This window comes from Pseudomonas fluorescens (assembly GCF_900215245.1).
GTDB classification, from domain to species: domain Bacteria; phylum Pseudomonadota; class Gammaproteobacteria; order Pseudomonadales; family Pseudomonadaceae; genus Aquipseudomonas; species Aquipseudomonas fluorescens.
In genome coordinates, this window is record NZ_LT907842.1 from 3,731,801 (window position 1) to 3,756,900 (window position 25,100).

Annotated in this window: 23 protein-coding genes; 15 read left to right on the forward strand and 8 right to left on the reverse strand. The window is 59.1% G+C overall.

Annotated features, from left to right (window positions below; all coding sequences use genetic code 11):
• The first annotated feature begins 127 nt into the window (after window positions 1–127).
• Window positions 128–937, forward strand: a complete 810-nt coding sequence (tcdA, locus tag CPH89_RS17305) for a tRNA cyclic N6-threonylcarbamoyladenosine(37) synthase TcdA (protein ID WP_053254726.1) — start codon at window positions 128–130, stop codon at window positions 935–937.
• 122 nt (window positions 938–1,059) lie between these two features.
• Here tcdA and CPH89_RS17310 read toward each other — a convergent pair whose 3' ends face one another.
• The 4 genes from CPH89_RS17310 to CPH89_RS17325 all read right to left on the reverse strand — a co-directional run bounded on the left by CPH89_RS17310 (window position 1,060) and on the right by CPH89_RS17325 (window position 4,113).
• Window positions 1,060–1,467: a SufE family protein gene (locus tag CPH89_RS17310; protein WP_053254727.1), complete on the reverse strand. Its 408-nt coding sequence runs from the start codon at window positions 1,465–1,467 to the stop codon at window positions 1,060–1,062.
• Window positions 1,464–2,669 (reverse strand): aminotransferase class V-fold PLP-dependent enzyme, encoded by a 1,206-nt coding sequence (locus tag CPH89_RS17315; RefSeq protein WP_053254728.1) that lies wholly within the window; start codon window positions 2,667–2,669, stop codon window positions 1,464–1,466. Before CPH89_RS17315 ends, CPH89_RS17310 begins: the two co-directional genes overlap by 4 nt.
• 69 nt (window positions 2,670–2,738) lie before the next feature.
• On the reverse strand, window positions 2,739–3,773 hold the full coding sequence (gene dapD, locus CPH89_RS17320) for a 2,3,4,5-tetrahydropyridine-2,6-dicarboxylate N-succinyltransferase (RefSeq protein ID WP_053254729.1): 1,035 nt from the start codon (window positions 3,771–3,773) through the stop codon (window positions 2,739–2,741).
• A 31-nt stretch (window positions 3,774–3,804) separates the two neighbouring features.
• Window positions 3,805–4,113, reverse strand: a complete 309-nt coding sequence (locus CPH89_RS17325; RefSeq protein ID WP_232005376.1) for an arsenate reductase — start codon at window positions 4,111–4,113, stop codon at window positions 3,805–3,807.
• A gap of 268 nt (window positions 4,114–4,381) precedes the next feature.
• Here CPH89_RS17325 and CPH89_RS17330 point away from each other — a divergent pair, with 268 nt between their 5' ends.
• Window positions 4,382–6,025: a Na+/H+ antiporter gene (locus tag CPH89_RS17330; RefSeq protein WP_053254731.1), complete on the forward strand. Its 1,644-nt coding sequence runs from the start codon at window positions 4,382–4,384 to the stop codon at window positions 6,023–6,025.
• Window positions 6,026–6,114: 89 nt separating this feature from the next.
• On the opposite strand, the gene CPH89_RS17335 is transcribed toward CPH89_RS17330, so the two are convergent.
• From CPH89_RS17335 to map, 4 genes are all read right to left on the reverse strand, one after another.
• Window positions 6,115–6,774 carry a M12 family metallopeptidase gene (locus CPH89_RS17335; protein WP_053254732.1) on the reverse strand — a complete coding sequence of 220 codons (660 nt, stop codon included), beginning with the start codon at window positions 6,772–6,774 and terminating at the stop codon, window positions 6,115–6,117.
• 126 nt (window positions 6,775–6,900) lie between these two features.
• Window positions 6,901–8,100, reverse strand: a complete 1,200-nt coding sequence (gene dapC / locus CPH89_RS17340; protein ID WP_053254733.1) for a succinyldiaminopimelate transaminase — start codon at window positions 8,098–8,100, stop codon at window positions 6,901–6,903.
• 178 nt (window positions 8,101–8,278) lie between these two features.
• Window positions 8,279–10,981: a [protein-PII] uridylyltransferase gene (locus CPH89_RS17345; protein ID WP_053254734.1), complete on the reverse strand. Its 2,703-nt coding sequence runs from the start codon at window positions 10,979–10,981 to the stop codon at window positions 8,279–8,281.
• Between the two features lie 67 nt (window positions 10,982–11,048).
• Window positions 11,049–11,831 (reverse strand): type I methionyl aminopeptidase, encoded by a 783-nt coding sequence (gene map, locus CPH89_RS17350; protein WP_053254735.1) that lies wholly within the window; start codon window positions 11,829–11,831, stop codon window positions 11,049–11,051.
• A 385-nt stretch (window positions 11,832–12,216) separates the two neighbouring features.
• On the opposite strand from map, the gene rpsB reads away from it, so the two are divergent.
• The 13 genes from rpsB (at window position 12,217) to lpxA (ending at window position 25,100) form a co-directional block, all read left to right on the forward strand.
• Window positions 12,217–12,954, forward strand: a complete 738-nt coding sequence (gene rpsB / locus CPH89_RS17355) for a 30S ribosomal protein S2 (RefSeq protein ID WP_003219330.1) — start codon at window positions 12,217–12,219, stop codon at window positions 12,952–12,954.
• A gap of 202 nt (window positions 12,955–13,156) precedes the next feature.
• Window positions 13,157–14,020: a translation elongation factor Ts gene (gene tsf, locus CPH89_RS17360; RefSeq protein ID WP_053254736.1), complete on the forward strand. Its 864-nt coding sequence runs from the start codon at window positions 13,157–13,159 to the stop codon at window positions 14,018–14,020.
• A 211-nt stretch (window positions 14,021–14,231) separates the two neighbouring features.
• Window positions 14,232–14,975 carry a UMP kinase gene (gene pyrH, locus CPH89_RS17365; RefSeq protein ID WP_003172271.1) on the forward strand — a complete coding sequence of 248 codons (744 nt, stop codon included), beginning with the start codon at window positions 14,232–14,234 and terminating at the stop codon, window positions 14,973–14,975.
• On the forward strand, window positions 14,972–15,529 hold the full coding sequence (gene frr, locus CPH89_RS17370; RefSeq protein WP_053254737.1) for a ribosome recycling factor: 558 nt from the start codon (window positions 14,972–14,974) through the stop codon (window positions 15,527–15,529). Before pyrH ends, frr begins: the two co-directional genes overlap by 4 nt.
• Window positions 15,530–15,546: 17 nt before the next feature.
• Entirely contained in the window at window positions 15,547–16,302 is a 756-nt protein-coding gene (gene uppS, locus CPH89_RS17375) for a polyprenyl diphosphate synthase (protein WP_053254738.1), read from the forward strand.
• Window positions 16,302–17,111 carry a phosphatidate cytidylyltransferase gene (locus CPH89_RS17380; protein WP_053254739.1) on the forward strand — a complete coding sequence of 270 codons (810 nt, stop codon included), beginning with the start codon at window positions 16,302–16,304 and terminating at the stop codon, window positions 17,109–17,111. Before uppS ends, CPH89_RS17380 begins: the two co-directional genes overlap by 1 nt.
• Complete coding sequence (gene ispC, locus CPH89_RS17385) at window positions 17,108–18,298, forward strand: 1-deoxy-D-xylulose-5-phosphate reductoisomerase (RefSeq protein WP_053254740.1); 1,191 nt, start codon at window positions 17,108–17,110, stop codon at window positions 18,296–18,298. The genes CPH89_RS17380 and ispC overlap by 4 nt, the downstream gene beginning before the upstream one ends.
• Before the next feature lie 54 nt (window positions 18,299–18,352).
• Window positions 18,353–19,705 carry a sigma E protease regulator RseP gene (gene rseP, locus CPH89_RS17390; RefSeq protein ID WP_053254741.1) on the forward strand — a complete coding sequence of 451 codons (1,353 nt, stop codon included), beginning with the start codon at window positions 18,353–18,355 and terminating at the stop codon, window positions 19,703–19,705.
• A 74-nt stretch (window positions 19,706–19,779) separates the two neighbouring features.
• Window positions 19,780–22,167, forward strand: coding sequence for an outer membrane protein assembly factor BamA (gene bamA / locus CPH89_RS17395; RefSeq protein ID WP_053254742.1), 2,388 nt, complete (start codon window positions 19,780–19,782; stop codon window positions 22,165–22,167).
• A 45-nt stretch (window positions 22,168–22,212) separates the two neighbouring features.
• Window positions 22,213–22,716, forward strand: a complete 504-nt coding sequence (locus CPH89_RS17400) for an OmpH/Skp family outer membrane protein (RefSeq protein WP_003189173.1) — start codon at window positions 22,213–22,215, stop codon at window positions 22,714–22,716.
• Window positions 22,717–22,719: 3 nt separating this feature from the next.
• Window positions 22,720–23,775: a UDP-3-O-(3-hydroxymyristoyl)glucosamine N-acyltransferase gene (gene lpxD / locus CPH89_RS17405; RefSeq protein WP_053254743.1), complete on the forward strand. Its 1,056-nt coding sequence runs from the start codon at window positions 22,720–22,722 to the stop codon at window positions 23,773–23,775.
• Between the two features lie 111 nt (window positions 23,776–23,886).
• Window positions 23,887–24,327, forward strand: a complete 441-nt coding sequence (gene fabZ, locus CPH89_RS17410; RefSeq protein WP_003172281.1) for a 3-hydroxyacyl-ACP dehydratase FabZ — start codon at window positions 23,887–23,889, stop codon at window positions 24,325–24,327.
• Window positions 24,324–25,100, forward strand: coding sequence for an acyl-ACP--UDP-N-acetylglucosamine O-acyltransferase (lpxA, locus tag CPH89_RS17415; RefSeq protein WP_053254744.1), 777 nt, complete (start codon window positions 24,324–24,326; stop codon window positions 25,098–25,100). Before fabZ ends, lpxA begins: the two co-directional genes overlap by 4 nt.

A 25,100-nucleotide genomic window follows, 5' to 3' on the forward strand; every position in this document is an offset into this window, starting at 1 on the left:
TATAGCAGACAGAGAAAAGCCGGACGTTAGTCAGCGAAACACCCGCTAAGTTCTTTACTTGTAGCTTGTCGCTTCGAACTTGTCGCTGCGTAGTCCATAATGCGCGCCGGTTTTTGGGGTATTGGTCATGAGCACAGAAGATCCGCGGTTTGCAGGCGTCGCCCGCTTGTATGGCATTGAAGGCCTGGAACGCTTGAAAGCGGCCCATGTGGCGATCGTCGGCGTCGGCGGCGTAGGGTCTTGGGCGGCGGAAGCCATCGCCCGTTGCGGGGTAGGCGAGATTTCGCTGTTTGACCTGGACGATGTCTGTGTCAGCAACAGCAACCGCCAGTTGCACGCCCTGGACAGCACCGTGGGCAAGCCCAAGGTCGAAGTCATGGCCGAGCGCCTGCGCGGCATCAACCCGGACTGCACGGTGCATGCGGTGGCGGACTTCGTCACGCGCGATACCATGGCCGAATACATCACCCCGAATATCGATTGCGTGATCGACTGCATCGACGCCGTCAACGCCAAGGCGGCGCTGATTGCCTGGTGCAAGCGCCGCAAGATCCAGATCATCACCACCGGCGGCGCGGGCGGGCAGATCGACCCGACGCTGATCCAGGTGTGTGACCTGAACCGCACCTTCAACGACCCGTTGGCGTCGAAAGTGCGCTCCACGCTGCGCCGCGACTACGGTTTCTCGCGCACCGTGACCCGCCATTACAGCGTGCCGTGTGTGTTCTCTACCGAGCAGCTGCGCTATCCCAAGCCGGACGGCAGCATCTGTTTGCAGAAAAGTTTTGTCGGTGACGGCGTGAAGCTGGACTGCGCCGGTGGGTTTGGCGCGGTGATGATGGTGACGGCCACCTTCGGCATGGTGGCGGCGACCAAGGCCGTGGACAAGATTGTCGCCGGGGTGCGCAGGCCGTCTGAGCGGGTCAAACCCACTTAAATCTTACAGCCGAACATAGATCGAAATGTGCGAGCGGGCTTGCTCGCGAAGGCAGAGTGTCAGTCGATACATCATTGACTGAACCAGCGCATTCGCGAGCAAGCCCGCTCCCACATTTAGTCTTATGTACGGCTCAATTCCCGCATGCGCTGCAGGACTGCATTGAGGCCATTACTGCGTGACGGCGACAACTGTCGCGACAGCCCCAACTGTGCAAACCAGTCAGGCAGGTCGACGGCCTGCAACTCGGCCGCAGACAGCCCGTTGACCCGTGCCAGCAGCAATGCCACCAAGCCACGAATCATCCGCGCCTCGCTGCTCGCGGCAAACTGCCAGTGACCGGCCTGCAAGCGGCCGACCAACCACACCAGGCTTTCACAGCCCTGCACCAGGTTGGCGTCGACCTTGTCCGCATCCGCCAAAGCCGGCAACCGCTCGCCCCATTGCATCAGCATCCGGGCGCGTTGCTCCCAGCTGCCCACGGCTTGAAACGACTCCAGCGCGCTGACGGCCTCCACCGGCAAGCTCATCGCAACATATCCAGCGCCTGGTCCAGCGCTTCAAAGAAACGCTCCAGGTCATCGGAATCGTTGTACAGCGCCAGGGACACGCGGATCGCCCCCGACAACTGCATGGCCTTGAGCAGCGGCATCGCACAATGGTGCCCGGCCCGCACGGCAATGCCTTGCTCGGTGAGCAGGTGCGCAAGGTCGGCGTTATGCACGCCGTCCACCACAAAACTGGCCAAAGCGACCTGCGGCGAGCCCAAGACGCGGATGCCATTGCGTGCCTGCAACCCGCGCAGCAGGTAGTCGTGCAGCGCGGCTTCATGGGCGACCACTGCCGGCTGATCCAGCGAACTCAGGTAATCCAGCGTAGCGCCCAGGCCGATCACGCCGGCAATCGGCGGCGTGCCGGCTTCAAAGCCCAGCGGGGCAGGGCGAAAGCTGGCGCTTTGGTAGTCCGCCTGTTGCACCATCTCGCCGCCAAACTGCCAGTGACGCAGGTGGTGCAGGGCCTCGTTGCGCCCATACAGCACGCCGACGCCGTCCGGGCCGTAGAGTTTGTGGCTGGAAAATACATAAAAGTCGCACCCCAGGGCCTGCACATCGTGCCGACCATGGACGATGCCTTGAGCGCCATCGACCACGGTCAGTGCGCCTTGGTTCTTGGCGAGTGCCAGCAAGGCCTCCAGCGGTTGCCAGGCGCCCAGCACGTTGGACAACTGGCTCACCGCCAGCAGGCGGGTGCGCGGGCCGACCAAGGTGGTGGCGGCGTCAAGGTCAATCACGCCGTCATCACCCAGCGGCAATACCACCAGCGTGAGCGCGCGACGTTTGGCCAATTGCTGCCAGGGCAGCAGGTTGGCGTGGTGTTCCAGGGCGCTGATGACAATCTCATCGCCCGCATTGAATAAATGCTCCAGGCCATAAGCCAGGAGGTTCAGCGCAGAGGTTGCGCCGTGGGTAAAGATGATTTGCCCGCTGTCACCTGCGTTCAACCACTGCGCGACCTTGCTGCGACTGTCTTCAAACGCCTGGGTCGCATGGGCGCCGGGCAAATGCTGGGCACGGTGCACATTGGCGGCGCCGTTAGCGTAGTAATGGCTGATGGCATCCAGCAGGGCTTGGGGTTTTTGCGTGGTCGCGGCGTTGTCCAGGTAGGTCTGGTCTTGCCGTTGCAGGGTGGCGATGGCCGGAAAATCGGCGCGCCAGGGAGAGGGCACAAGCATGGTGTTCAAGACTCGTATAAGCGAGCCGCAACCCGAAGGCGCGGCCCGCTAGTGGCATCGAGTGGCTGCTTAGTTGTGAGCGTGCAGCGCTTCGTTCAGTTCGATGGCCGATTTGTGGGTTTTGCACTCCACGGCACCGGTCTCGGAATTACGGCGGAACAGCAGGTCAGGTTGACCGGCCAGCTCACGCGCCTTGACCACTTTGACCAGTTGGTTCTGCTCGTCCAGCAGTGCGACTTTGGTTCCGGCGGTGATGTACAGGCCCGATTCCACGGTGTTGCGGTCGCCTAACGGGATGCCGGTGCCGGCGTTGGCGCCGATCAGGCAGCCTTCGCCGACCTTGATCACAATGTTGCCGCCACCCGACAGGGTGCCCATGGTCGAGCAGCCGCCGCCCAGGTCCGAACCCTTGCCGACGAAGACGCCAGCCGATACCCGGCCTTCGATCATGCCCGGGCCTTCGGTGCCAGCGTTGAAGTTGACGAAACCTTCGTGCATCACGGTGGTGCCTTCGCCCACGTAGGCGCCCAGGCGGATACGCGCAGCGTCAGCGATACGCACGCCGGCCGGTACCACGTAGTCGGTCATTTTCGGGAACTTGTCCACCGAGAACACTTCCAGCAGCTCGCCACGCAGGCGGGCTTCCAACTGACGTTCGGCCAGCTCATTGATGTCGATGGCGCCCTGGCTGGTCCAGGCCACGTTCGGCAGTTGCGGGAACACACCGGCGAGGCTCAGGCCGTGCGGCTTGACCAGGCGATGGGACAGCAGGTGCAGCTTGAGGTAGGCCTCAGGCGTGGAGGTCAGTGCAGCGTCTTCGGCCAACAGGGTCGCGACCAGCGGCGTGTGGCTTTCAGCCAGGCGGCTCAGCAGGGCGGCTTGGGCAGCGTCGACGCCTTTGAGTGCGTCAGCCAGTTGCAGGGCCTGGGAGACGGTGAACGTAATGGCCTGGTTACCTTCGGTGTACCCGAGGATCGGCGCGATGGCCGCGACGATTTCGGCCGACGGGTTGAGCAGCGGTTGTGCGTAAAACACTTCCAGCCAAGCACCTTGGCGGTTCTGAGTGCCGACGCCGAAGCCCAGGCTGAACAGGGAATTGGACATGCTGTTACCTCTACAAAAATGGAAGGCTGGCCTACTTGAGGGCCGCCGAATAACTATCTGGCTTGAAGCCAATCAGGGTTCTGTCACCGAGATCAAGCACCGGGCGCTTGATCATCGAGGGTTGTGCGAGCATCAATTCAATGGCTTTCGACTGATCGAGATCGGCTTTGCGTTCGTCTTCGAGTTTGCGAAAGGTGGTGCCCGCACGGTTCAAAACCACCTGCCAACCGTGCTCGTTGCACCATTGGGTCAAGTGTTCGCGGTCGATACCGGCCGTTTTGTAGTCGTGGAACGCATAGCTCACAGCGTGCTCATCGAGCCAGGTGCGGGCCTTTTTCATGGTGTCGCAGGCTTTGATGCCGAAAAGGTGCAACGTTTTGCTTGAAGCGGTCAAGGAATTGCCCCCCTTTGGGCCAATGGAAAACGAAAGGTCTCGGATTATGCCATGCCTGGCGCATTTGGGTGCCGCTGGTCAGCATCGTGCGACGTTTGTGCAAAAGCCAGCACGCAGCATAGGCAAGTAACATAGCCGGGTAATATGGCACTTCAACGGCCAGTTGTTGCCTGATGTGTGTCGTTGCAAGTCGATTGTCCGGGAAACCCGCGTTATGCAAACCGCCTATACCGTTCTTATCCTGTTGATGCTGGTCAGCGTTTCGCGTCTTGTCGGGCGTGTGATTCCTCTACCTTTACCCTTGGTGCAGATCGCTGCGGGTGCCTTGTTGGCCTGGCCGACCTTGGGGCTGCATGTGGCGCTGGACCCCGAACTGTTCCTGTTTCTGTTTTTGCCGCCCTTGTTGTTCTCCGATGGCTGGCGCATGCCCAAGCGCGAGTTGTGGCGATTACGCGGTCCGATTCTGACGTTGGCGGTGGGCTTGGTGCTGTTCACCGTGGTCGGCGCTGGCTACTTCATTCATTGGATTTTGCCGGCGATCCCGTTGCCGGTGGCCTTCGCCCTCGCCGCGGTTCTATCACCGACGGATGCTGTGGCGGTGTCAGCCATTGCTCAAAATCGTTTGCCCAAGCCGCTGATGCACATGCTCCAGGGCGAAGCGTTGATGAACGATGCCTCGGGTCTGGTGACCTTCAAGTTCGCCCTGGCGGCGGCATTGACCGGCGTGTTCTCCCTGGCGGATGCCAGCCTGACCTTCGTGCTGGTTGCCGTGGGTGGCCTGGCGGTGGGCGTGGCACTGAGCTGGCTGGTCGGCCGGCTGCGCACATGGATGATCGCGCGGGGCTGGGACGACCCGGCCACTCACGTGGTGTTCATGTTGCTGCTGCCGTTTGCCGCCTATGTATTGGCTGAACGCCTGGGCGCCTCGGGCATTCTCTCGGCGGTGGCGGCGGGCATGATGCAAAGCTGGCTCGACCTGTTGCCACGCCAGACCAGTACACGTTTGCTCAACCGCAGTGTCTGGTCGCTGCTCGAGTTTGCGTTCAACGGGCTGATCTTCCTGTTGTTGGGCCTGCAACTGCCCGACATCATCAAGGCCGTGGTCAGTCATGAGCCGACGCTGTGGCCCGCCTTGTTGTATCGCTGCATGGAGGTGGTGGCGATCTTCCTGGTGCTGGTGGTGCTGCGCTTTATCTGGGTGCAGAGCATCTGGCGACTGTCAGGCCTGCTGCGTCGATTACGTGGGAAAAGCGAACTGACCCTGGTGCCGACCGCCCGTTCCTGCTGGCTGCTGACCGTCGGTGGGGTGCGTGGGGCGGTGACCCTGGCGGGTGTGATGTCGGTGCCTTTGCTGCTGGCGCCGGGGCAGGATTTTCCTGAGCGTGACCTGCTGATTTTCATCGCGGCCGGCGTGATTCTGCTGTCATTGATCGCCGCCTGTATCGCCCTGCCGTTGCTGTTGCGCGGCATCGAACAGAGCCCCGACGAAAAGCGCCATAACGAGGTGCGTGAGGCGTGGAAAAAGACCGCCGTGGCGGCAATCCATGCCCTTGAAGCTGAAGAGCCGGCAGAGACCGAAACCCAGGACGCTGCCCAGGCGGCGTTGGCCGCTGAGCTCAAGGCGCGGCTGATGTCGGAATATCGCCATCAATTGGAGGTGTTCAACGACTCCGCCGAAGCCCAGGCGCTGGCGCAGCAGATGGACCAGTTGGAGCGCAAGTTGCGGCTCAAGGCCCTGCGCGCGCAGCGCTTGGAGTTGTACAGCCTGAGTCGCCATCATCAGATTGGTGATGATGTACTTCGAGAAGTATTGGCGGACCTGGACATGAGTGAAGCGAACTTGGGCAGTATTAAATAACTCAGGTGTTGATCATCGCCCGGATCGAGGTGTTCAGCAGTTTTCCGAAGAGTGAATTATCCGCTGGGTAGAGTGACTGCATGAAGCGCTTATCGCCCTCGGACAGGTTTGCCGTTGCTGAGCCATGAGGCGGGAAATCGGTAGTGCATGATGGAGTTCTGATCGTAGGGCGAGACGCTTACTTTATCGTGCGTAAGTTTCTGAAGGATGTTGTGATCGGCTTGCCATGGGGATTTTCCCCGCGCCTCATAATCCTCATAAATCTGTTGTTCATTGAATGCCAATGGTTGATCAGGGTGCTGGTGTTCATGCTTCAAACCCAGGGCATGCCCGAACTCATGCTGGATCGTGGCCGCGATGTTGGCCGGCGAGCCCTTAAAGCCAATGCTCATTGTGGGAGTAGGCTGCGCTACTTTTTTGGCATCGGTGCCCACCTTTGACCATGCGCTACTGGCGTGATTGTTCGCGATGATTCTGATGTCGCCGTTGGCGGTATCAACAAATTTGAAATAGAGATTGGTGTGTGGGGCGCCCACATGATTAATGTTGTGCTTTACCCACTTCTTTTGTTCTTGCGTCATGTTCAACAAAGCAATGTTCAAAACTGAATGTTGAGGCCATGTTTTGGCGGGATCCGCTACGCCGCGTTTATTTCTGATGAGGGCGGGGTGTGGGGGTTCGACGGCGTCGGCTGGCGCGTCGTGCACAGCATAGGCAGGCGCGTAATGGGCCGGGATTGGAAACGTCATGGGGGTTCACCGAAGCGTTGAAGTGAGATCAGCTTGGGTGGGGTTTTTACGGATTTCTGTTCCGGAATTTGGGCTTCCGGATGAGTCGGTAACGGCCGCCCCCGCGGTGCGGAGGCGGCACCTCGATCAACCGCGGCGCTGGATAAAGTCGCGAATCCGCTCGGCGGCTTCCACGCATTCGGCCAGTGGTGCAACCAGCGCCATGCGCACGCGCCCTGCGCCTGGGTTGAAACCATCAACTTCACGCGACAGGTACGAGCCCGGCACGACGGTCACGTGTTCTTCAACGAACAAGTCCCGGCAGAACGCGGCGTCATCACCTTCGATATTCGGCCACAGGTAGAAACCGCCGTCCGGGTTTTGCACATCCATGACCGGCTTGAGAATCGCCAGCACGGCGTCGAACTTTTCCCGGTAGAGGTCACGGTTGGCCTGCACGTGGGCTTCGTCCTGCCAGGCGGCAATGCTTGCCAGCTGGGTTTGCACCGGCATCGCGCAGCCGTGATAGGTGCGGTACAGCAGGAACGCCTTGAGGATATCGGCGTCGCCGGCGACAAAACCGGAGCGCAGGCCCGGCAGGTTGGAGCGCTTGGACAGGCTGTGGAACACCACGCAGCGCTTGAAGTCCTGGCGGCCCAGTTCGACGCAGGCGCTCAGCAGGCCCGGCGGCGGGGTTTGTTCGTCGAAGTACAGTTCGCTGTAGCACTCGTCGGCGGCGATCACGAAGTCGTATTCGTCGGCCAGGGCGATGAGTTTTTTCAGGGTTTCTACCGGGATCAGTGCGCCGGTCGGGTTGCCGGGGGAGCACAGGAACAGGATCTGGCAACGTTTCCAGATGTCCGGTGACACCGCGTCGAAATCCGGATTGAAACCGTTGGCGTCAAGGCACGGCAGGTAGTGCGGCTTGGCCCCGGCCAGGAACGCCGCGCCTTCGTAGATCTGGTAGAACGGATTCGGGCTCACCACCAGCGCATCTTCACCGCGATTAACCACGGTTTGAGTGAAGGCAAACAGCGCCTCGCGGGTGCCGTTGACCGGCAGGATATTGCGCGCCGGGTCCAGCCAGCCGTTGGGCACGTTGAAGCGGCGTTCACACCAGGCGCCGATAGCCTCGCGCAGCGCCGGGATGCCCAGGGTGGTCGGGTACACCGCCATCTGGTCGAGGTTGCTGCTCAGCGCTTGGGCCACGAATGCCGGGGATGTGTGCTTAGGCTCGCCGATGGACAGTGCGATCGGACGCTTGCTCGGGTTCGGTGTGACGCTGCCGAGCAGTGCGCGCAGTTTCTCGAACGGGTAGGGCTGCAGCTGGTTCAGGGCGTTGTTCATCGCAAATCTCGTCAAATTCGGTTGGAAGCATGCGGTCTGTTAGGCAAAGCAATTCAAGTGTGGGAGCGCGCTTGCTCGCGAAAGCGCGATGTCAGCCACTGTAGATGTCGACTGCAGCACTGCATTCGCGCGCAGGCCCGCTGTCACCCAAGCCTGCCCATACAGTCAAATTGAGTGTTCATATCGTCAGTCTGGACAGCTCGACGCCGGGTTCCTGGGTCACGCTCAATTGCTGCACGATCGCTGCCTGTAAACGCAGGCACAGCTCCGGGTCGGACAATGGCTGATTATCGGCATCGGTAATGAAGAACACGTCTTCCACGCGCTCGCCGAGGGTCGCAATCTTGGCGTTTTGCAGCGACAGGTCGAACTCCAGGAATATCCCGCCGATTCGCGCCAGCAAGCCTGGGCGATCCGGTGCGCTGAGTTCCAACACCGTCACAGGGCGCTGGGCGTCGTTGGAAATGGTCACCTGGGGCGCAAAGGCGAAGTGCTTGAGCTGGCGCGGCACTCGGCGCTGGATGATGGTCGGGTAGTCGTCCGGGTTGCGCAGGGCTTCGGTGAGGCCTTCGCGGATCTTTTTCACCCGTGCCGGGTTGTCGCCGATCGAGTCGCCGTCGGTATCAAGCACGATATAGGTGTCGAGGGTGAACTGGCTGCTTGAGGTGATGACCCGCGCGTCGTGGATGTTCAAGTTGAGCTGGTCCATGGCGGCCACCGTCACGGCGAAGAAGTCGTGCTGGTCGGGCGCGTAGATGAAGATCTGCGTGCCGCCCTCGAATTCGCGTTGGGTGGTTTCCTTGATCAGCACCAGCGGCCCGCCATCGGCCGGCTGCTGCAGGATCGCATCACTGTGCCAGGCCACGTCGCCTGCGGTATGACGCAGGAAGTAATCGTCACCCAGTTGCGACCACAACTGCTCGACATCGTCCGGATCGTTGCCGCCGCGCACGAGGATATCCAAGGCCGCGCTTTGCGTGCGGCGGATCTGCTCTTCGCGGTCCACCGGGTTTTCCAGGCCACGGCGCAGCGCGCGTTTGGTCTCGGTGTAGAGCTGGCGCAGCAGGCTGGCGCGCCAGGAGTTCCACAGCGTCGGGTTGGTGGCGTTGATGTCGGAGACGGTCAGCACATAGAGATAGTCGAGACGGGTTTCATCACCGACGATCCCGGCGAAATCGTGGATCACCTGCGGGTCGGACAAGTCCTTGCGTTGGGCGGTCGTCGACATCACCAAGTGGTTCTGCACCAGCCATACGATCAGGCGGCTGTCCCACAGTGGCAGTTGATGACGCTGGCAGAACGCCTCGGCATCGACCGCGCCGATCTCCGAGTGGTCGCCATGACGGCCTTTGCCGATGTCGTGGTACAGGCCTGCCAGGTAAATCAGCTCGGGCTTGGGCAGCTTGGCCATAAGCTTACTGGCCAGCGGGAATTTCTCCGACACCTGGGTGTACTGCAACTTACGCAGGTGTTTGATCAGGTTCAGGGTGTGAGCGTCCACGGTGTAGATGTGGAACAGGTCGTGCTGCATCTGCCCGACGATAAAGCCGAACTCCGGCAGGTAACGCCCGAGGATGCCGTAACGGTTCATCCGCCGCAGGTTGCGGTGGATGCCGATCTTGCATTTGAACAGCTCGATAAACAGGCTGGTGTTGCGAATGTCGTTGCGAAAGTCGTCGTCGATCAGGTGCCGGTTTTCCCGCAGCAGGCGGATGGTATCGGCACGGACGCCTTTGATTTCCGGCTGCTGGGCCATCAGCACGAAGATTTCCAGCATGGCGAACGGCGTGCGACGGAACACGTTGTCGTTGCGCGCCTCGATGTAGCCGTCGTGCAACTGGAAGCGTGAGTTGATCGGCTGCGGCGGTGCTTCGTCTTCGGGGGCCAGGATCACCTCTTCGAAGTGCTGGATAATCAGGTCGCTGAGCTGGGCAATGCTCATGACCACCCGGTAATACTGCTGCATGAAGCTCTCGATGCTGGTTTTTGCATCTTCGCCTTCAAACCCCAGCAGGGTGGCGATGGAGCGCTGATGGTCGAACAGCAAGCGGTCTTCGGAACGCCCGGCGAGCATGTGCAGGGCGTAGCGCACCTTCCACAGGAACTCCTGGGACGACGCCAGCAGTGCGTTTTCGCTTTCTACCAGGAAACCCTCACCGGCGAGTGCGCGCAGGTTCAGGGTGCCGTATTGGCGACGGGCAACCCACAGGATCGTCTGGATATCCCGCAGCCCGCCCGGCGAGCCTTTGACGTTGGGCTCCAGGTTGTATTCGGTGTCATTGTATTTGTGGTGCCGGGCTTTCTGTTCGGCACGCTTGGCCAGGAAGAAGTCCTTGCTCGGCCACATGTGCGCGGTACTGGTGACTTCCAGCATGCGCTGGCGCAGGCGCTCTGGGCCTGCGACGGTGCGGCTTTCCATCAGGTTGGTGATAACCGTCAGGTCGGCGCGAGCCTCTTCGGCGCATTCGTCCACCGAGCGCACGCTTTGGCCGACTTCCAGGCCGATATCCCACAGCAACGTCAGAAAACGCTCGATGGAATCGCGAAAGATCTCATGATCGGCGCTGTCCAGCAGGATCAGCAGGTCGATGTCGGAGTAGGGGTGCAGTTCGCCGCGGCCATAACCGCCGACCGCCACCAGGGCGATATCGGCGTCTTCACTCCAGCTGAACTGTTCCCAGGCTTTTTGCAGGATGTTGTCGACGAACCAGGCGCGGTCCTCGATCAGCCGACGAATGTCCCGGCCGCTGCGAAAGCGCTCGTCGAGCACCTCGCGGGCCTGGCGGATAGCCTTCTTGAAGGCGGCAATGGGGCTTGCCTTCAGTGCCAGTTCGGCCTGGAACTGGCCGCGGTCGAAGAGTTCGGGATCCACCTGGGGCATCGATCGGCTTTCCTTTCTATCTATTCAGTCAGTCACAGGGTTGCAGGGGAAAACCGAGGCAACATTTTTAAGCCGAAACGCGTGGGATCGTGTCGTCTGCGCGCAACGTGAAGATCTCATAGCCGGTGTCGGTGACCAGCAGGGTGTGTTCCCACTGGGCCGACAGCTTGCGGTCCTTGGTGATGGCGGTCCAACCGTCGCCCAGCACCTTGGTGTCAGCCTTGCCTTGGTTGATCATCGGCTCGATGGTGAAGGTCATGCCCGCTTTCAGTTCCATGCCGGTGCCGGCGCGGCCGTAGTGCAGGATCTGCGGCTCTTCGTGAAACACTTTGCCGATGCCATGGCCACAGAATTCGCGGACCACCGAGAAACCGTTCTTTTCAGCGTGCTTCTGGATCACTTCACCGATATCGCCCAGGCGGCAGCCGGGTTTTACGATCTCGATAGCCTTGTACATGCATTCCTGGGTGACCTGGGACAGGCGTTCGGCCCAGACTGGCACGGTACCAACGTGGAACATGCGGCTGGTGTCGCCGTGATAGCCATCTTTGATCACGGTGACGTCGATGTTCAGGGTGTCGCCGTCCTTCAACGGTTTATCGCCCGGAATACCATGGCAGACCACGTGGTTGATCGACGTGCAGATCGACTTGGGGAAGCCCTTGTAGTTGAGCGGGGCAGGAATGGCTTTTTGCACGTCGACTATATAGTCGTGGCAGATACGGTCCAGGGCCTCGGTGGTGACGCCCGGCTTGACGTGTTCGGCAATCATTTCCAGCACGTCGGCAGCCAGTTTGCCAGCAACGCGCATGCCTGCGATGTCTTCGGCGGTTTTCAAGGTAACGGTCATACAGGTTCTCTCTAGCGCGACGCGCTGAAATCAATACGGTTTACGGGCGTGCGACAAAAGGTTACAGAATTCGCACAAGCCCCAAAAAACGTGATTCTAACAGACGCGGGCGGCAAATCATGAGCGTCTGACGATCGCTTCTCTCTATAAGGTGGGGGCATATTGGCTCTATTCAAAGGCTTGCGCAAAAGCCGAAGACGGCAAATGTGATTGCGGGTTTCGTTTTCGTCCTTCATGTGGTATAAAATGCGCCGCTTTCCGGGGATGCCCCGTAGAGCTTAAATCCACACACGTGTCGACACGATGACCTGGGTGCCGGAGGCGAATGCCGCTGGTTGGTCATTGGGATACGTGGAGGCCAAACCCGACTTATTAAGGAACTATCATGTCCCAAGTCAACATGCGCGATATGCTGAAGGCCGGTGTGCACTTCGGTCACCAGACCCGTTACTGGAACCCGAAAATGGGTAAGTACATTTTCGGCGCGCGTAACAAGATCCACATCATCAACCTTGAAAAAACCCTGCCAATGTTCAACGAAGCGCTGACTTTCGTAGAGCGTCTGGCCCAGGGCAAAAACAAGATTCTGTTCGTCGGCACCAAGCGTTCCGCTGGCAAGATCGTTGCTGAAGAAGCAGCACGTTGCGGTTCGCCGTACGTCGATCACCGCTGGTTGGGCGGCATGCTGACCAACTTCAAAACCATCCGTGCTTCCATCAAGCGTCTGCGTGACCTTGAAGTGCAAGCCGAAGACGGTACTTTCGCCAAGCTGACCAAGAAAGAGGCGCTGATGCGCACTCGCGACCTGGAAAAGCTCGATCGTTCCCTGGGTGGTATCAAGGACATGGGCGGTCTGCCTGACGCACTGTTCGTTATCGACGTTGATCACGAGCGCATCGCGATCACCGAAGCCAACAAGCTGGGCATCCCGGTTATCGGCGTAGTCGATACCAACAGCAGCCCGGAAGGCGTTGACTACATCATCCCAGGCAACGATGACGCAATCCGCGCTATCCAGCTGTACATGGGTTCGATGGCTGACGCTGTAATCCGTGGCCGCAACCACGTTGCTGGTGGTACCGAGCAGTTCGTTGAAGAAGCTCCGGTAGCCGCAGCTGAGTAATTGACGCCCTGGCGTTGACTCAGTAAGCAAAAAGGGGGCTTGGCCCCCTTTTTGCCACCTCGAAAACCATTTGTTGGCGCCCACTTGTGGCAGCGCATCATTGCTCTGTAACGTGCAGCGGCCTACAACGGAGATTCGGGAAGAATTGATCGCCCGTTTGATCGGGTGGAATGGTTGAAAACCTATCCAAGAGGATTTTGAAATGGCAGAGATTACTGCAGCGTTGGTTAAAGAACTGCGTGAGCGTACCGGCGAAGGCATGATGGATTGCAAAAAGGCCTTGACCAAGGCCGGCGGCGACATCGAAAAAGCCATTGATGACATGCGTGCTTCCGGCGCCATCAAGGCTGCCAAGAAAGCAGGCAACGTTGCTGCTGAAGGCGCTATCGCTCTGGTTGAAGACGGTAAAGCCGCAGTTCTGCTGGAAGTGAACTCGCAGACCGACTTCCTGGCTCTGCAGGACGACTTCAAGGCGTTCGTTGCTGCCAGCGTCAAAAAAGCATTCGACGACAAGCTGACCACCGTTGAGCCGTTGATCGAAGCTCAAGAAGCTGACCGTCTGGTACTGGTCGGCAAGGTTGGCGAAAACGTCAACATCCGTCGCCTGGCTCGCATCGAAGGTGATGTGGTTGGTGGCTACCTGCACGGCAACAAAATCGGCGTTGTGGTTGCCCTGAAAGGCGGCGACGTTGAACTGGCTAAAGACATCGCTATGCACGTAGCGGCCAGCAACCCTGAATTCCTGCTGCCATCGGAAGTCTCCGCTGACGCAATCGAACGCGAAAAAGCCGTGTTCCTGAGCCTCAACGCTGACAAGATCGCCGGCAAGCCGGAAAACATCGTTGAAAACATGATCAAAGGCCGTATCAGCAAGTTCCTGGCTGAAGCGAGCCTGGTTGAGCAGGCGTTCGTGAAGAACCCTGAAATCAAGGTTGGCGAACTGGCCAAGAAAGCCGGTGCTGAAATCGTTTCCTTCACTTACTACAAAGTAGGCGAAGGCATCGAGAAGCCGGTCGACAACTTCGCTGAAGAAGTTGCTGCCCAGCTGGCTGCCGCCAAGCAATAAGACAGTTTTCAACTGTCGCCCGAAAGAGGCTGCCCGCTCACGCGCGCAGCCTCTTTTCAAATGGGAAGGCCAATTTTATTTGGTTTCCTTTCGGAACTGGCTTACAAAGCCGTGTTCCGATGGCGCTGTGATAGCGTCCAGCTAGAGTGAACGCAAGCCGTAAACGGCTCGCAAAGAATTTTTAAAAAATACGCCGCAGGAGAGATTCGCAATGGCTCAGCAGGGCAGTGGTTATCAGGCTCGCTATAAACGCATTCTACTCAAGCTTAGCGGCGAGGCCCTGATGGGCTCGGAAGAGTTCGGGATCGATCCCAAGGTACTCGACCGCATGGCACTGGAAGTCGGCCAACTGGTTGGTATCGGTGTCCAGGTCGGCCTGGTGATCGGCGGTGGTAACCTGTTCCGCGGCGCGGCACTGAGTGCTGCGGGTATGGATCGGGTGACCGGCGACCACATGGGGATGCTGGCCACTGTGATGAACGCCCTGGCCATGCGTGACGCTTTGGAGCGTGCCAATATCTCGGCAATCGTGATGTCGGCTATTTCCATGGTCGGCGTGACCGATCACTATGATCGCCGCAAAGCCATGCGCCACCTCAACGCCAAAGAAGTGGTGATCTTCGCTGCCGGTACCGGCAACCCATTTTTCACCACGGATTCGGCTGCTTGCCTGCGCGCCATCGAAATCGATGCTGACGTAGTGCTCAAAGCCACCAAGGTGGACGGTGTATACACCGCAGACCCATTCAAAGACCCGCATGCCGAGAAGTTCGATCATCTGACCTACGATGAAGTACTGGATCGCAAGCTGGGCGTGATGGACCTGACGGCTATTTGCCTGTGCCGCGACCACAAGATGCCGCTGCGCGTATTTAACATGAACAAGCCCGGTGCCCTGCTGAATATCGTACACGGCGGTGCGGAAGGGACTCTGATCGAGGAAGGCCAACAATGATCAACGAAATCAAGAAAGACGCTCAAGAGCGTATGCAGAAATCCCTGGAGTCTCTGGCCCATGCATTTGGCCAGATTCGTACCGGTAAGGCTCACCCAAGCATCTTGGGTAGCGTGATGGTGCCGTACTACGGTGCTGATACCTCCATCACGCAAGTCGCGAATATCACCGTTAAAGACTCGCGTACCCTGCAGGTCGTGGCCTTTGAGCGCAACATGCTCGGCGCTGTCGACAAAGCTATCCAGAGCGCTGGCTTGAACCTCAACCCGACCAACCTGGGCGAGTTGCTGCTGATCTCCATGCCGGCTCTGACTGAAGAAACCCGTAAGGGCTTCACCAAGCAGGCGAGCGCTGCGGCTGAGGATGCACGGGTTGCCATGCGCAATATTCGCCGTGATGCCATGGGTGAGCTGAAGAAGCTGGTCAAGGATAAAGAAATCAGTGAAGACGAAGAGCGTCGTGCTGCTGCTGATATCGATAAGCTGATCAAGGATTTCGAAGGCAAAATCAGCAAAGCCTTCGAGGAAAAAGAAAAGGACCTGATGGCCGTATAAGGGGTCAGGACGCCTTCATGGAAAAGACCAAGCAGACTGTGCCCTCCGCGGTGCCGCGCCATGTCGCGATCATCATGGATGGGAATAATCGCTGGGCGAAAAAACGCTTTATGCCGGGTGTTGCCGGGCATAAAGCGGGTGTCGATGCAGTGCGCGCCGTGATTGAGGTGTGCGCTGAGGCCAAGGTCGAAGTGTTGACTCTGTTTGCGTTCTCCAGTGAGAACTGGCAACGGCCGGCCGAAGAAGTCAGCGCCTTGATGGACCTGTTCTTCAAAGCCTTGCGTCGTGAGGCCAAGCGTCTCAACGACAACAACATCAGCCTGCGTATCATTGGTGATCGCTCGCGGTTCCACCCGGAACTGCAAGCGGCCATGCGCGAAGCCGAGGCCATCACCGCAGGCAGCGACCGCTTTGTGTTGCAAATTGCAGCCAACTACGGTGGTCAGTGGGATATCGCCCAGGCTGCACAGCGCCTTGCTCGCGAAGTCCAGGCCGGGCATTTGCGGCCCGACGACATTACGCCCGAACTGTTGCAAACCTGCCTGGTAACCGGCGACCTGCCGTTGCCAGATTTGTGCATCCGTACCGGCGGCGAGCACCGCATCAGCAATTTCCTGCTGTGGCAGCTGGCCTACACCGAGCTGTACTTCTCCGACCTGTTCTGGCCGGACTTCAAACACGATGCCATGCGTAATGCGCTGGCCGATTTCGCTTCCCGTCAGCGTCGCTTCGGTAAAACGAGCGAGCAGATCGAAGCTGGAGCCCGGGTTTAATGCTTAAACAACGAATCATCACGGCACTGATCCTGCTGCCGATTGCCCTGTGCGGTTTTTTCCTGCTCGACGGATCCAGCTTTGCGCTGTTTATCGGCCTGGTGGTGACCTTGGGTGCCTGGGAGTGGGCGCGCCTGGCAGGCTTCAACGGCCAATTGCCGCGTGTGGTATACGCCGCGGTTGTGGCGCTGCTGCTGTTCCTGATGCATACCTTGTCGAGTACCGTCGTGCCTTGGGTTTTAGGGGCTGCGGTGCTGTGGTGGGCGCTCGCGACCTTCCTGGTGCTCACGTATCCGCGCACCAGTGCTCAGTGGTCCAGTGTTGCCAGTAAACTGGTTATTGGCTTGTTGATCCTGCTGCCGGCCTGGCAAGGCTTGGTGGAAATCAAGAATTCGCCGATGGGTAACTGGTTGATCATGGCCGTGATGGTGTTGGTGTGGGGTGCCGATATTGGTGCCTATTTCTCCGGCCGTGCCTTCGGCAAGCGCAAGCTGGCACCTGCCGTCAGCCCGGGCAAGAGCTGGGAGGGCGTTTATGGCGGCCTGGCGCTGACGTTGCTGATCACGCTGGTGGTCGGTGTTGTGCGCGACTGGTCGCTGAGCGAAATCCTGCTGGCGTTGTTGGGGACGGCAATCGTGGTGTTTATTTCGGTGGTCGGTGACCTTACTGAAAGCATGTTCAAGCGGCAGGCCGGGATCAAGGACAGCAGCAACCTGCTGCCAGGCCATGGCGGCGTGCTGGACCGAATCGACAGCCTCACCGCTGCGATTCCGATTTTTGCCGTGCTGTTGTGGATGACGGCTTCGTGAGCCGCCTGCAGCAGGTGACCGTGCTGGGCGCGACCGGGTCGGTCGGGCTGAGTACGCTGGATGTGATCGCGCGCCACCCTGACCGCTATCAAGTGTTTGCCCTGACCGGCTTTACGCGGTTGAGCGAGTTGCTGGCCCTGTGTGTGCGCCACGCGCCACGTTTCGCGGTAGTGCCTGAAGCAACGGCTGCTCGCGGCTTGCAGGATGATCTGCGGGCCGCTGGCCTTGCCACGCAAGTCTTGGTGGGCGAGGAGGGCTTGTGCCAGGTGTCGTCCGATGCCGAGGTGGATACCGTCGTGGCAGCCATTGTCGGGGCGGCGGGTTTGCGTCCGACACTGGCGGCGGTAGATGCTGGCAAAAAGATTTTGCTGGCCAATAAAGAGGCGCTGGTCATGTCCGGCACACTCTTTATGCAGGCGGTACGCAAGAGCGGCGCGGTGTTGCTGCCGCTCGACAGTGAGCACAACGCGATCTTTCAGTGCATGCCCGGTGATTTCGCCCGCGGCTTGAGCCAGGTTGGCGTTCGACGGATTCTCCTTACGGCTTCTGGTGGTCCGTTCCGTCAAACTCCGCTGGCTGATCTTGAACATGTCTCGCCTGACCAGGCCTGCGCGCACCCGAACTGGTCCATGGGGCGCAAAATCTCCGTGGATTCGGCGAGCATGATGAACAAGGGCCTGGAGTTGATCGAGGCGTGCTGGTTGTTCGATGCGCGGCCTGATCAGGTCGAGGTGGTGATTCATCCGCAAAGTGTGATTCATTCCCTGGTCGACTACGTCGACGGTTCGGTGTTGGCGCAGTTGGGTAATCCTGACATGCGTACGCCGATTGCCAACGCGTTGGCTTGGCCGGAGCGGATTGACTCCGGCGTTGCACCGTTGGATTTGTTCGCCATTGCTCGCCTGGACTTCGAGGCGCCGGATGAGCAACGCTTCCCGTGCCTGCGTCTGGCCCGGCAAGCGGCCGAGGCGGGTAACAGCGCACCGGCCATGCTCAATGCGGCCAACGAAGTGGCTGTGGCAGCGTTTCTCGAGCAGCGCATCCGTTTTCCGCAGATCGCGAGTATCATCGAAGACGTATTGAGTCTTGAGCCTGTCGTGGCTGTGAATGATTTGGGGGCAGTGTTCGAGGCCGATGCAAAGGCCCGTACCCTGGCCGGAGCATGGTTGAACCGCAACGTGCGTTAGTCTGTGGGGCAGGTTTTAGCCTTCAGGTACTGGATTGGAATGCGGAGAAATTAGATGAGTGCGCTCTACATGATTGTCGGCACCCTGGTTGCTCTGGGTGTGCTGGTTACCTTCCACGAATTCGGCCACTTTTGGGTGGCGCGTCGTTGCGGCGTCAAGGTATTGCGCTTTTCCGTCGGTTTCGGCATGCCGTTGCTGCGTTGGTACGACCGTCGTGGCACCGAGTTCGTGATTGCCGCGATTCCGCTTGGCGGCTACGTCAAGATGCTCGACGAGCGCGAAGGTGAAGTGCCGGCAGATCAAGTGGACCAGTCCTTCAATCGCAAGACCGTTCGTCAGCGCATCGCTATTGTTGCCGCCGGCCCGATCGCCAACTTCCTGTTGGCGATGGTGTTCTTCTGGGTCTTGGCCATGTTGGGCAGCCAACAGGTCCGCCCGGTGATTGGGGCGGTCGAGGCGGGCAGCATGGCGGCCAAGGCTGGCCTGGTCGCTGGGCAGGAAATTGTTTCCATTGATGGCGAACCGACCACTGGCTGGGGTGCTGTCAATTTGCAATTGGTGCGCCGCATGGGTGAAAGCGGCACCATCAATGTGGTGGTGCGCGATCAGGACTCCACCACCGAAACGCCGCGTGAATTGGCGCTCGACCACTGGCTCAAGGGTGCGGATGAGCCTGATCCGATCAAGTCCCTGGGGATTCGCCCATGGCGTCCAGCGTTGCCGCCGGTGCTTGCCGAGCTCGATTCGAAAGGCCCGGCCCAGGCCGCAGGTCTGAAAACCGGCGATCGCTTGCTGGCGCTTGATGGCCAGGCACTGGGCGACTGGCAACAGGTGGTCGACCTGGTGCGTGTACGGCCTGATACCAAAATTGTGCTGAAAGTTGAGCGCGATGGTGCTCAAATCGACGTCCCTGTAACCTTGTCGGTTCGCGGGGAAGCCAAGGCGGCCGGGGGTTACCTGGGTGCTGGGGTGAAAGGTGTCGAGTGGCCGCCCTCGATGGTGCGGGAGGTCAGCTTCGGGCCGTTGGCCGCGATTGGCGAGGGTGCAAAGCGCACTTGGACCATGAGTGTGCTGACCCTCGAATCGCTCAAGAAGATGTTGTTCGGCGAGCTCTCGGTAAAAAACTTGAGTGGGCCGATAACCATTGCTAAAGTGGCGGGCGCTTCTGCCCAGTCGGGTGTCGCGGATTTCCTGAATTTCCTGGCTTATCTGAGTATTAGCCTTGGAGTTCTGAATTTGCTGCCCATTCCAGTACTGGATGGGGGGCATCTGTTGTTTTATCTGGTCGAGTGGGTGCGTGGTCGCCCCTTGTCGGATCGGGTGCAGGGTTGGGGGATACAGATCGGTATCAGTTTGGTGGTCGGGGTGATGTTGTTAGCTCTGGTCAACGATCTGGGACGACTGTAACGCTTCGCTGAATTGCGAATCTGCCGCATTTTGCGGCAGTTTGTTTATTGCCAGTTGGAATAAGAAAGGACTTCATGAAACGTCTGCTGCTAACTGCGGTTCTCACCGTATTGATGATCGCCGAAGTTCACGCCGAGTCCTTCACTATCTCCGATATTCGCGTCAACGGCCTCCAGCGGGTTTCCGCCGGTAGCGTCTTTGGTGCCTTGCCGTTGAACGTCGGGGAACAGGCGGATGATCGTCGCCTGGTGGAATCCACTCGTGCGCTGTTCAAAACCGGGTTCTTTCAAGATATCCAACTGGGTCGCGAAGGCAACGTCCTGGTCATCACTGTCGTTGAGCGACCTTCCGTCGCCAGTATCCAGATCGAGGGTAACAAGGCGATCTCTACTGAAGACTTGATGAAGGGCCTCAAGCAATCCGGCCTGGCCGAGGGAGAGATCTTCCAGCGCGCCACCCTTGAGGGTGTGCGTAACGAACTGCAACGCCAGTACGTTGCCCAGGGCCGCTACTCTGCGACCGTGGAAACTGAAGTGATCCCGCAGCCTCGTAACCGTGTCGGCCTCAAGGTCAACATCAACGAAGGCACCGTGGCGGCGATCCAGCACATCAACGTGGTCGGCAACACCAAGTTCGCCGATGACGACCTGATCGACCTGTTCGAGCTCAAGACCACCAACTGGTTGTCGTTCTTCAAGAACGATGACAAGTACGCCCGTGAAAAACTGTCCGGTGACCTGGAGCGTCTGCGTTCCTACTACCTGGACCGTGGCTATATCAACATGGATATCGCTTCGACCCAGGTCTCCATCACCCCGGATAAAAAACACGTCTACATTACTGTCAACGTCAACGAAGGCGAGAAGTACACCGTTCGTGACGTGAAGCTCAGCGGCGACCTGAAAGTCCCTGAAGACCAGGTCAAGTCCCTGTTGCTGGTGCAGAAAGATCAGGTGTTCTCGCGCAAGCTGATGACCACCACCTCCGAGCTGATCACCCGACGTCTGGGTAACGAAGGCTACACCTTCGCCAACGTCAACGGCGTGCCTACCCCGCACGATGAAGACCACACAGTGGACATCACCTTCGTTGTCGACCCGGGCAAACGTGCCTACGTGAACCGCATCAACTTCCGTGGCAACACCAAGTCTGCGGACGAAGTGCTGCGTCGTGAAATGCGTCAGATGGAAGGTGGCTGGGCGTCGACTTACCTGATCGACCAGTCCAAGACCCGTCTTGAGCGCCTGGGCTTCTTCAAGGAAGTCAACGTCGAAACCCCGGCCGTACCGGGTGTGGATGACCAGGTTGACGTGAACTACGCCGTAGAAGAGCAAGCGTCGGGTTCGATCACCGCCAGCGTCGGTTTCGCACAGAGTGCCGGCCTTATCCTCGGTGGTTCGATTACCCAGAACAACTTCCTTGGTACCGGTAACAAGGTCTCCATCGGCCTGACCCGAAGCGAATACCAGAGCCGCTATAACTTCGGTTATGTCGACCCCTACTGGACAGCTGACGGTGTGAGCCTGGGCTACAACGCCTTCTACCGCACCACCGACTACAAAGACCTCAACGTTGACGTTGCAAGCTATGCGATCGACAGCCTCGGTGCCGGTGTCAATATCGGTTACCCGATCAGCGAGACTTCGCGCTTGACCTTCGGCTTTACCGCGCAGCAGGACAAGATCAAGACGGGTGTGTACACCACGGATGAGATCTTCGACTTCGTGCGCCGAGAAGGTGATCAGTTCCTGAACTTCAAGGCTTCGGTCGGTTGGTCGGAATCCACCCTGAACAAAGGTGTGCTGGCAACCCGTGGTCATTCGCAAAGCCTGACTGCAGAAGCCACCACGCCGGGCAGCGACCTGTCGTTCTTCAAGCTCGACTACCGTGGCCAGTTGTTCCAGCCGCTGAGCGATAACTACACCATGCGCCTGCACACTGAGCTGGGGTATGGCGATGGTTATGGTTCGACCAGCGGGTTGCCGTTCTACGAGAACTACTATGCGGGCGGTTTCAACTCGGTCCGTGGCTTCAAGGACAGTACCCTGGGCCCACGTGGTACCCCGAGCCGTGGTCAAGCGGTAACCGGTAACCAAGGCACTACCGTTGACTCCAACAATGACCCTCTGGCATTCGGTGGTAACGTGCTGATCCAGGGTGGTGCGGAGCTTCTGTTCCCGCTGCCGTTCGTCAAGGATCAGCGTTCGTTGCGGACCTCGCTCTTCTGGGACGTGGGTAACGTGTTCGACTCCAAGTGCCAGCAGATCACCAACCCGAGTGGCGTGAAGTCGCAGACTGAGTGTAACGACATCAGCCTGAGCAACCTCGCCAGCTCCGTAGGTGTGGGTGTCACTTGGGTGACCGCGCTTGGCCCATTGAGCTTTGCTCTGGCCATGCCGATCAAGAAACCGGATAACGCTGAAACCCAGATTTTCCAATTCTCCCTCGGCCAGACGTTCTAAGCGTCTGACCCAAGATAACGACAACGGATTCTGTAGGAGTACATCGTGCGTAAGTTGACTCAATTGGTTCTGCTGGCCACTGTGCTGGTAACCACACCGGCCTTCGCCGAAATGAAAATCGCCGTTCTGAACTATCAGATGGCTCTGCTGGAATCCGACGCCGCCAAGCGTTATGCCGTGGATGCCGAGAAGAAGTTCGGTCCGCAACTGACCAAGCTGAAGACTCTGGAAAGCAGCGCCAAAGGCATCCAGGATCGTCTGGTAGCCGGTGGTGACAAGATGCAGCAAGGCGAGCGTGAGCGTCTGGAGCTTGAGTTCAAGCAAAAGGCCCGCGACTACCAGTTCCAGTCCAAGGAACTGAACGAAGCCAAAGCCGTTGCTGACCGTGAAATGCTCAAGCAGCTCAAGCCGAAACTCGACAGCGCTGTGGAAGAAGTCATCAAGAAAGGTGCCTTTGACCTGGTGTTCGAGCGCGGCGCCGTGATTGACGTCAAGCCTCAATACGACATCACCCGTCAGGTGATCGAGCGCATGAACCAGCTGAAGTAAGCCATGACCGCGACTATCAAACTCGGCGAGTTGGCCGAGTTCCTTGGGGCCACTTTGCGTGGCACCAAGGAGAAAGAAATCACTGGGCTAGCCACCTTGCAGGAGGCTGGCCCAGCTCAGTTGAGCTTCCTCGCAAATCCCCAATACCGTAAATACCTGGTCGACAGCCAAGCCGCAGCCGTGTTGCTGAAGGCCGCTGACGCCGAAGGGTTTGCCGGGGATGCGCTGGTGGTGGCCGACCCTTACCTGGCATATGCCCGGGCGTCGCATCTGTTCGATCCAAAGCCTAAAGCTGCTGTCGGTGTTCATCCTTCAGCGGTGATCGCTGACGATGCCCAGGTCGATCCTGCAGCCAGTATTGGCGCGTTTGCAGTGATTGAGAGCGGTGCACGTATTGCTGCGGGTGTCACGGTGGGCGCTCATTGCTTTATCGGCGCGCGCTGTGAAATTGGCGCCGATGGCTGGCTGGCCCCTCGCGTGACGCTTTACCACGACGTGCGTATTGGTGAGCGTGTGGTGATTCAGTCGGGTGCCGTGATCGGTGGTGAAGGGTTTGGTTTTGCCAACTCCAAAGGTGTCTGGCACAAGATTGCCCAGGTCGGCGGCGTACTGATCGGCGATGACGTCGAAATCGGCGTCAACACCGCAGTCGACCGTGGGGCCTTGGCCGATACCGTGATAGGTAACGGCGTGAAGCTCGATAACCAGATCCAGATCGCCCACAACGTGCAGATTGGCGATCACACCGCCATGGCAGCATGCGTCGGGATTTCCGGCAGCACCAAGATCGGCAAGCATTGCATGCTCGCCGGTGGCGTTGGGCTGGTGGGGCATATCGATATTTGCGACAACGTCTTCATTACCGGCATGACCATGGTGACCCACTCGATTACCGAGCCGGGCGCCTACTCTTCCGGTACGGCCATGCAGCCTGCGGCTGAATGGCGCAAGAGTGCAGCGCGCTTGAGGCAACTTGACGACATGGCTCGCCGCCTCAAGCAGCTGGAAAAGCGTGTTGGGGACGTGACCCCTGGCGGTAATGCTTCATCAGAAGGCTGATACCATTTCCATATCAAGTGTGCACAGCCGCTAGACTGCCTCCTTGATTTGCTAGCGGGGCGTGCGTTTAGTCCGCCCGCCCCCAATCTTTATTACAGGCTTCCCCCCGAAATGATGGACATCAACGAGATTCGCGAATACCTGCCCCACCGTTACCCGTTCCTGCTGGTGGATCGTGTAGTGGACCTCAATGTCGAGGAAAAGCGCATTCGTGCCTACAAGAATGTCAGCATCAACGAACCGTTCTTCAATGGTCACTTTCCTGCGCATCCAATCATGCCGGGCGTGTTGATCATCGAAGCGATGGCCCAGGCTGCCGGTATCCTTGGTTTCAAAATGCTCGACCTCAAGCCTGCCGATGGCACGCTTTACTATTTCGTGGGCTCCGACAAGCTGCGCTTCCGTAACCCGGTCACCCCGGGTGACCAGTTGATCCTGGAAGCCAAGTTCATCAGTTGCAAACGCCAGATCTGGAAGTTCGAGTGCCAGGCCTCGGTGGACGGCAAGCCGGTGTGCTCCGCTGAGATCATCTGCGCGGAACGCAAACTATGAGTTTGATTGACCCTCGCGCAATCATCGATCCGTCGGCCGTTCTGGCCGCCGACGTTGAGGTCGGCCCTTGGTCGATCGTCGGCGCAGGTGTTGAAATCGGCGAGGGGACTGTCATCGGGCCACACGTGATCCTCAAAGGTCCGACCCGCATTGGCAAACACAATCGCATCTACCAGTTTTCCTCGGTAGGCGAAGACACCCCGGACATGAAGTACAAGGGTGAAGAAACACGCCTGGTAATCGGTGATCACAACATCATCCGTGAAGGCGTGACCATTCACCGTGGCACTGTGCAGGATCGTGCCGAAACCACCTTGGGTGACCACAACCTGATCATGGCCTATGCGCACATCGGCCATGACAGTGTGATCGGCAACCATTGCATCCTGGTCAACAACACGGCACTGGCTGGCCACGTGCACGTTGACGATTGGGCGATCCTGTCCGGTTTCACCCTGGTGCATCAGTATTGCCACATCGGCGCCCACAGCTTTTCCGGTATGGGTACGGCGATCGGCAAGGACGTTCCGGCATTCGTCACGGTCTTCGGCAACCCTGCCGAAGCCCGCAGCATGAACTTCGAAGGCATGCGCCGTCGCGGTTTCAGCGAAGACGCTATCCACGCCCTGCGCCGTGCCTACAAGGTGGTTTACCGCCAAGGGTTGACGGTCGAACAGGCCCTGACCGAACTGACCGAGCCGGCAGCGTTGTTCCCGGAAGTTGCGGTGTTCCGCGACTCTATCCAGGCATCGACCCGCGGCATCACCCGCTGA

Excerpts from the sequence above, each read along its gene's own strand:
- tcdA (WP_053254726.1), top strand. The coding sequence starts at position 128 with ATGAGCACAGAAGATCCGCGGTTTGCAGGCGTCGCCCGCTTGTATGGC.
- CPH89_RS17310 (WP_053254727.1), bottom strand. The coding sequence starts at position 1,467 with ATGAGCTTGCCGGTGGAGGCCGTCAGCGCGCTGGAGTCGTTTCAAGCC.
- CPH89_RS17315 (WP_053254728.1), bottom strand. The coding sequence starts at position 2,669 with ATGCTTGTGCCCTCTCCCTGGCGCGCCGATTTTCCGGCCATCGCCACC.
- dapD (WP_053254729.1), bottom strand. The coding sequence starts at position 3,773 with ATGTCCAATTCCCTGTTCAGCCTGGGCTTCGGCGTCGGCACTCAGAAC.
- CPH89_RS17325 (WP_232005376.1), bottom strand. The coding sequence starts at position 4,113 with ATGAAAAAGGCCCGCACCTGGCTCGATGAGCACGCTGTGAGCTATGCG.
- CPH89_RS17330 (WP_053254731.1), top strand. The coding sequence starts at position 4,382 with ATGCAAACCGCCTATACCGTTCTTATCCTGTTGATGCTGGTCAGCGTT.
- CPH89_RS17335 (WP_053254732.1), bottom strand. The coding sequence starts at position 6,774 with ATGACGTTTCCAATCCCGGCCCATTACGCGCCTGCCTATGCTGTGCAC.
- dapC (WP_053254733.1), bottom strand. The coding sequence starts at position 8,100 with ATGAACAACGCCCTGAACCAGCTGCAGCCCTACCCGTTCGAGAAACTG.
- CPH89_RS17345 (WP_053254734.1), bottom strand. The coding sequence starts at position 10,981 with ATGCCCCAGGTGGATCCCGAACTCTTCGACCGCGGCCAGTTCCAGGCC.
- map (WP_053254735.1), bottom strand. The coding sequence starts at position 11,831 with ATGACCGTTACCTTGAAAACCGCCGAAGACATCGCAGGCATGCGCGTT.
- rpsB (WP_003219330.1), top strand. The coding sequence starts at position 12,217 with ATGTCCCAAGTCAACATGCGCGATATGCTGAAGGCCGGTGTGCACTTC.
- tsf (WP_053254736.1), top strand. The coding sequence starts at position 13,157 with ATGGCAGAGATTACTGCAGCGTTGGTTAAAGAACTGCGTGAGCGTACC.
- pyrH (WP_003172271.1), top strand. The coding sequence starts at position 14,232 with ATGGCTCAGCAGGGCAGTGGTTATCAGGCTCGCTATAAACGCATTCTA.
- frr (WP_053254737.1), top strand. The coding sequence starts at position 14,972 with ATGATCAACGAAATCAAGAAAGACGCTCAAGAGCGTATGCAGAAATCC.
- uppS (WP_053254738.1), top strand. The coding sequence starts at position 15,547 with ATGGAAAAGACCAAGCAGACTGTGCCCTCCGCGGTGCCGCGCCATGTC.
- CPH89_RS17380 (WP_053254739.1), top strand. The coding sequence starts at position 16,302 with ATGCTTAAACAACGAATCATCACGGCACTGATCCTGCTGCCGATTGCC.
- rseP (WP_053254741.1), top strand. The coding sequence starts at position 18,353 with ATGAGTGCGCTCTACATGATTGTCGGCACCCTGGTTGCTCTGGGTGTG.
- bamA (WP_053254742.1), top strand. The coding sequence starts at position 19,780 with ATGAAACGTCTGCTGCTAACTGCGGTTCTCACCGTATTGATGATCGCC.
- lpxD (WP_053254743.1), top strand. The coding sequence starts at position 22,720 with ATGACCGCGACTATCAAACTCGGCGAGTTGGCCGAGTTCCTTGGGGCC.
- fabZ (WP_003172281.1), top strand. The coding sequence starts at position 23,887 with ATGATGGACATCAACGAGATTCGCGAATACCTGCCCCACCGTTACCCG.
- lpxA (WP_053254744.1), top strand. The coding sequence starts at position 24,324 with ATGAGTTTGATTGACCCTCGCGCAATCATCGATCCGTCGGCCGTTCTG.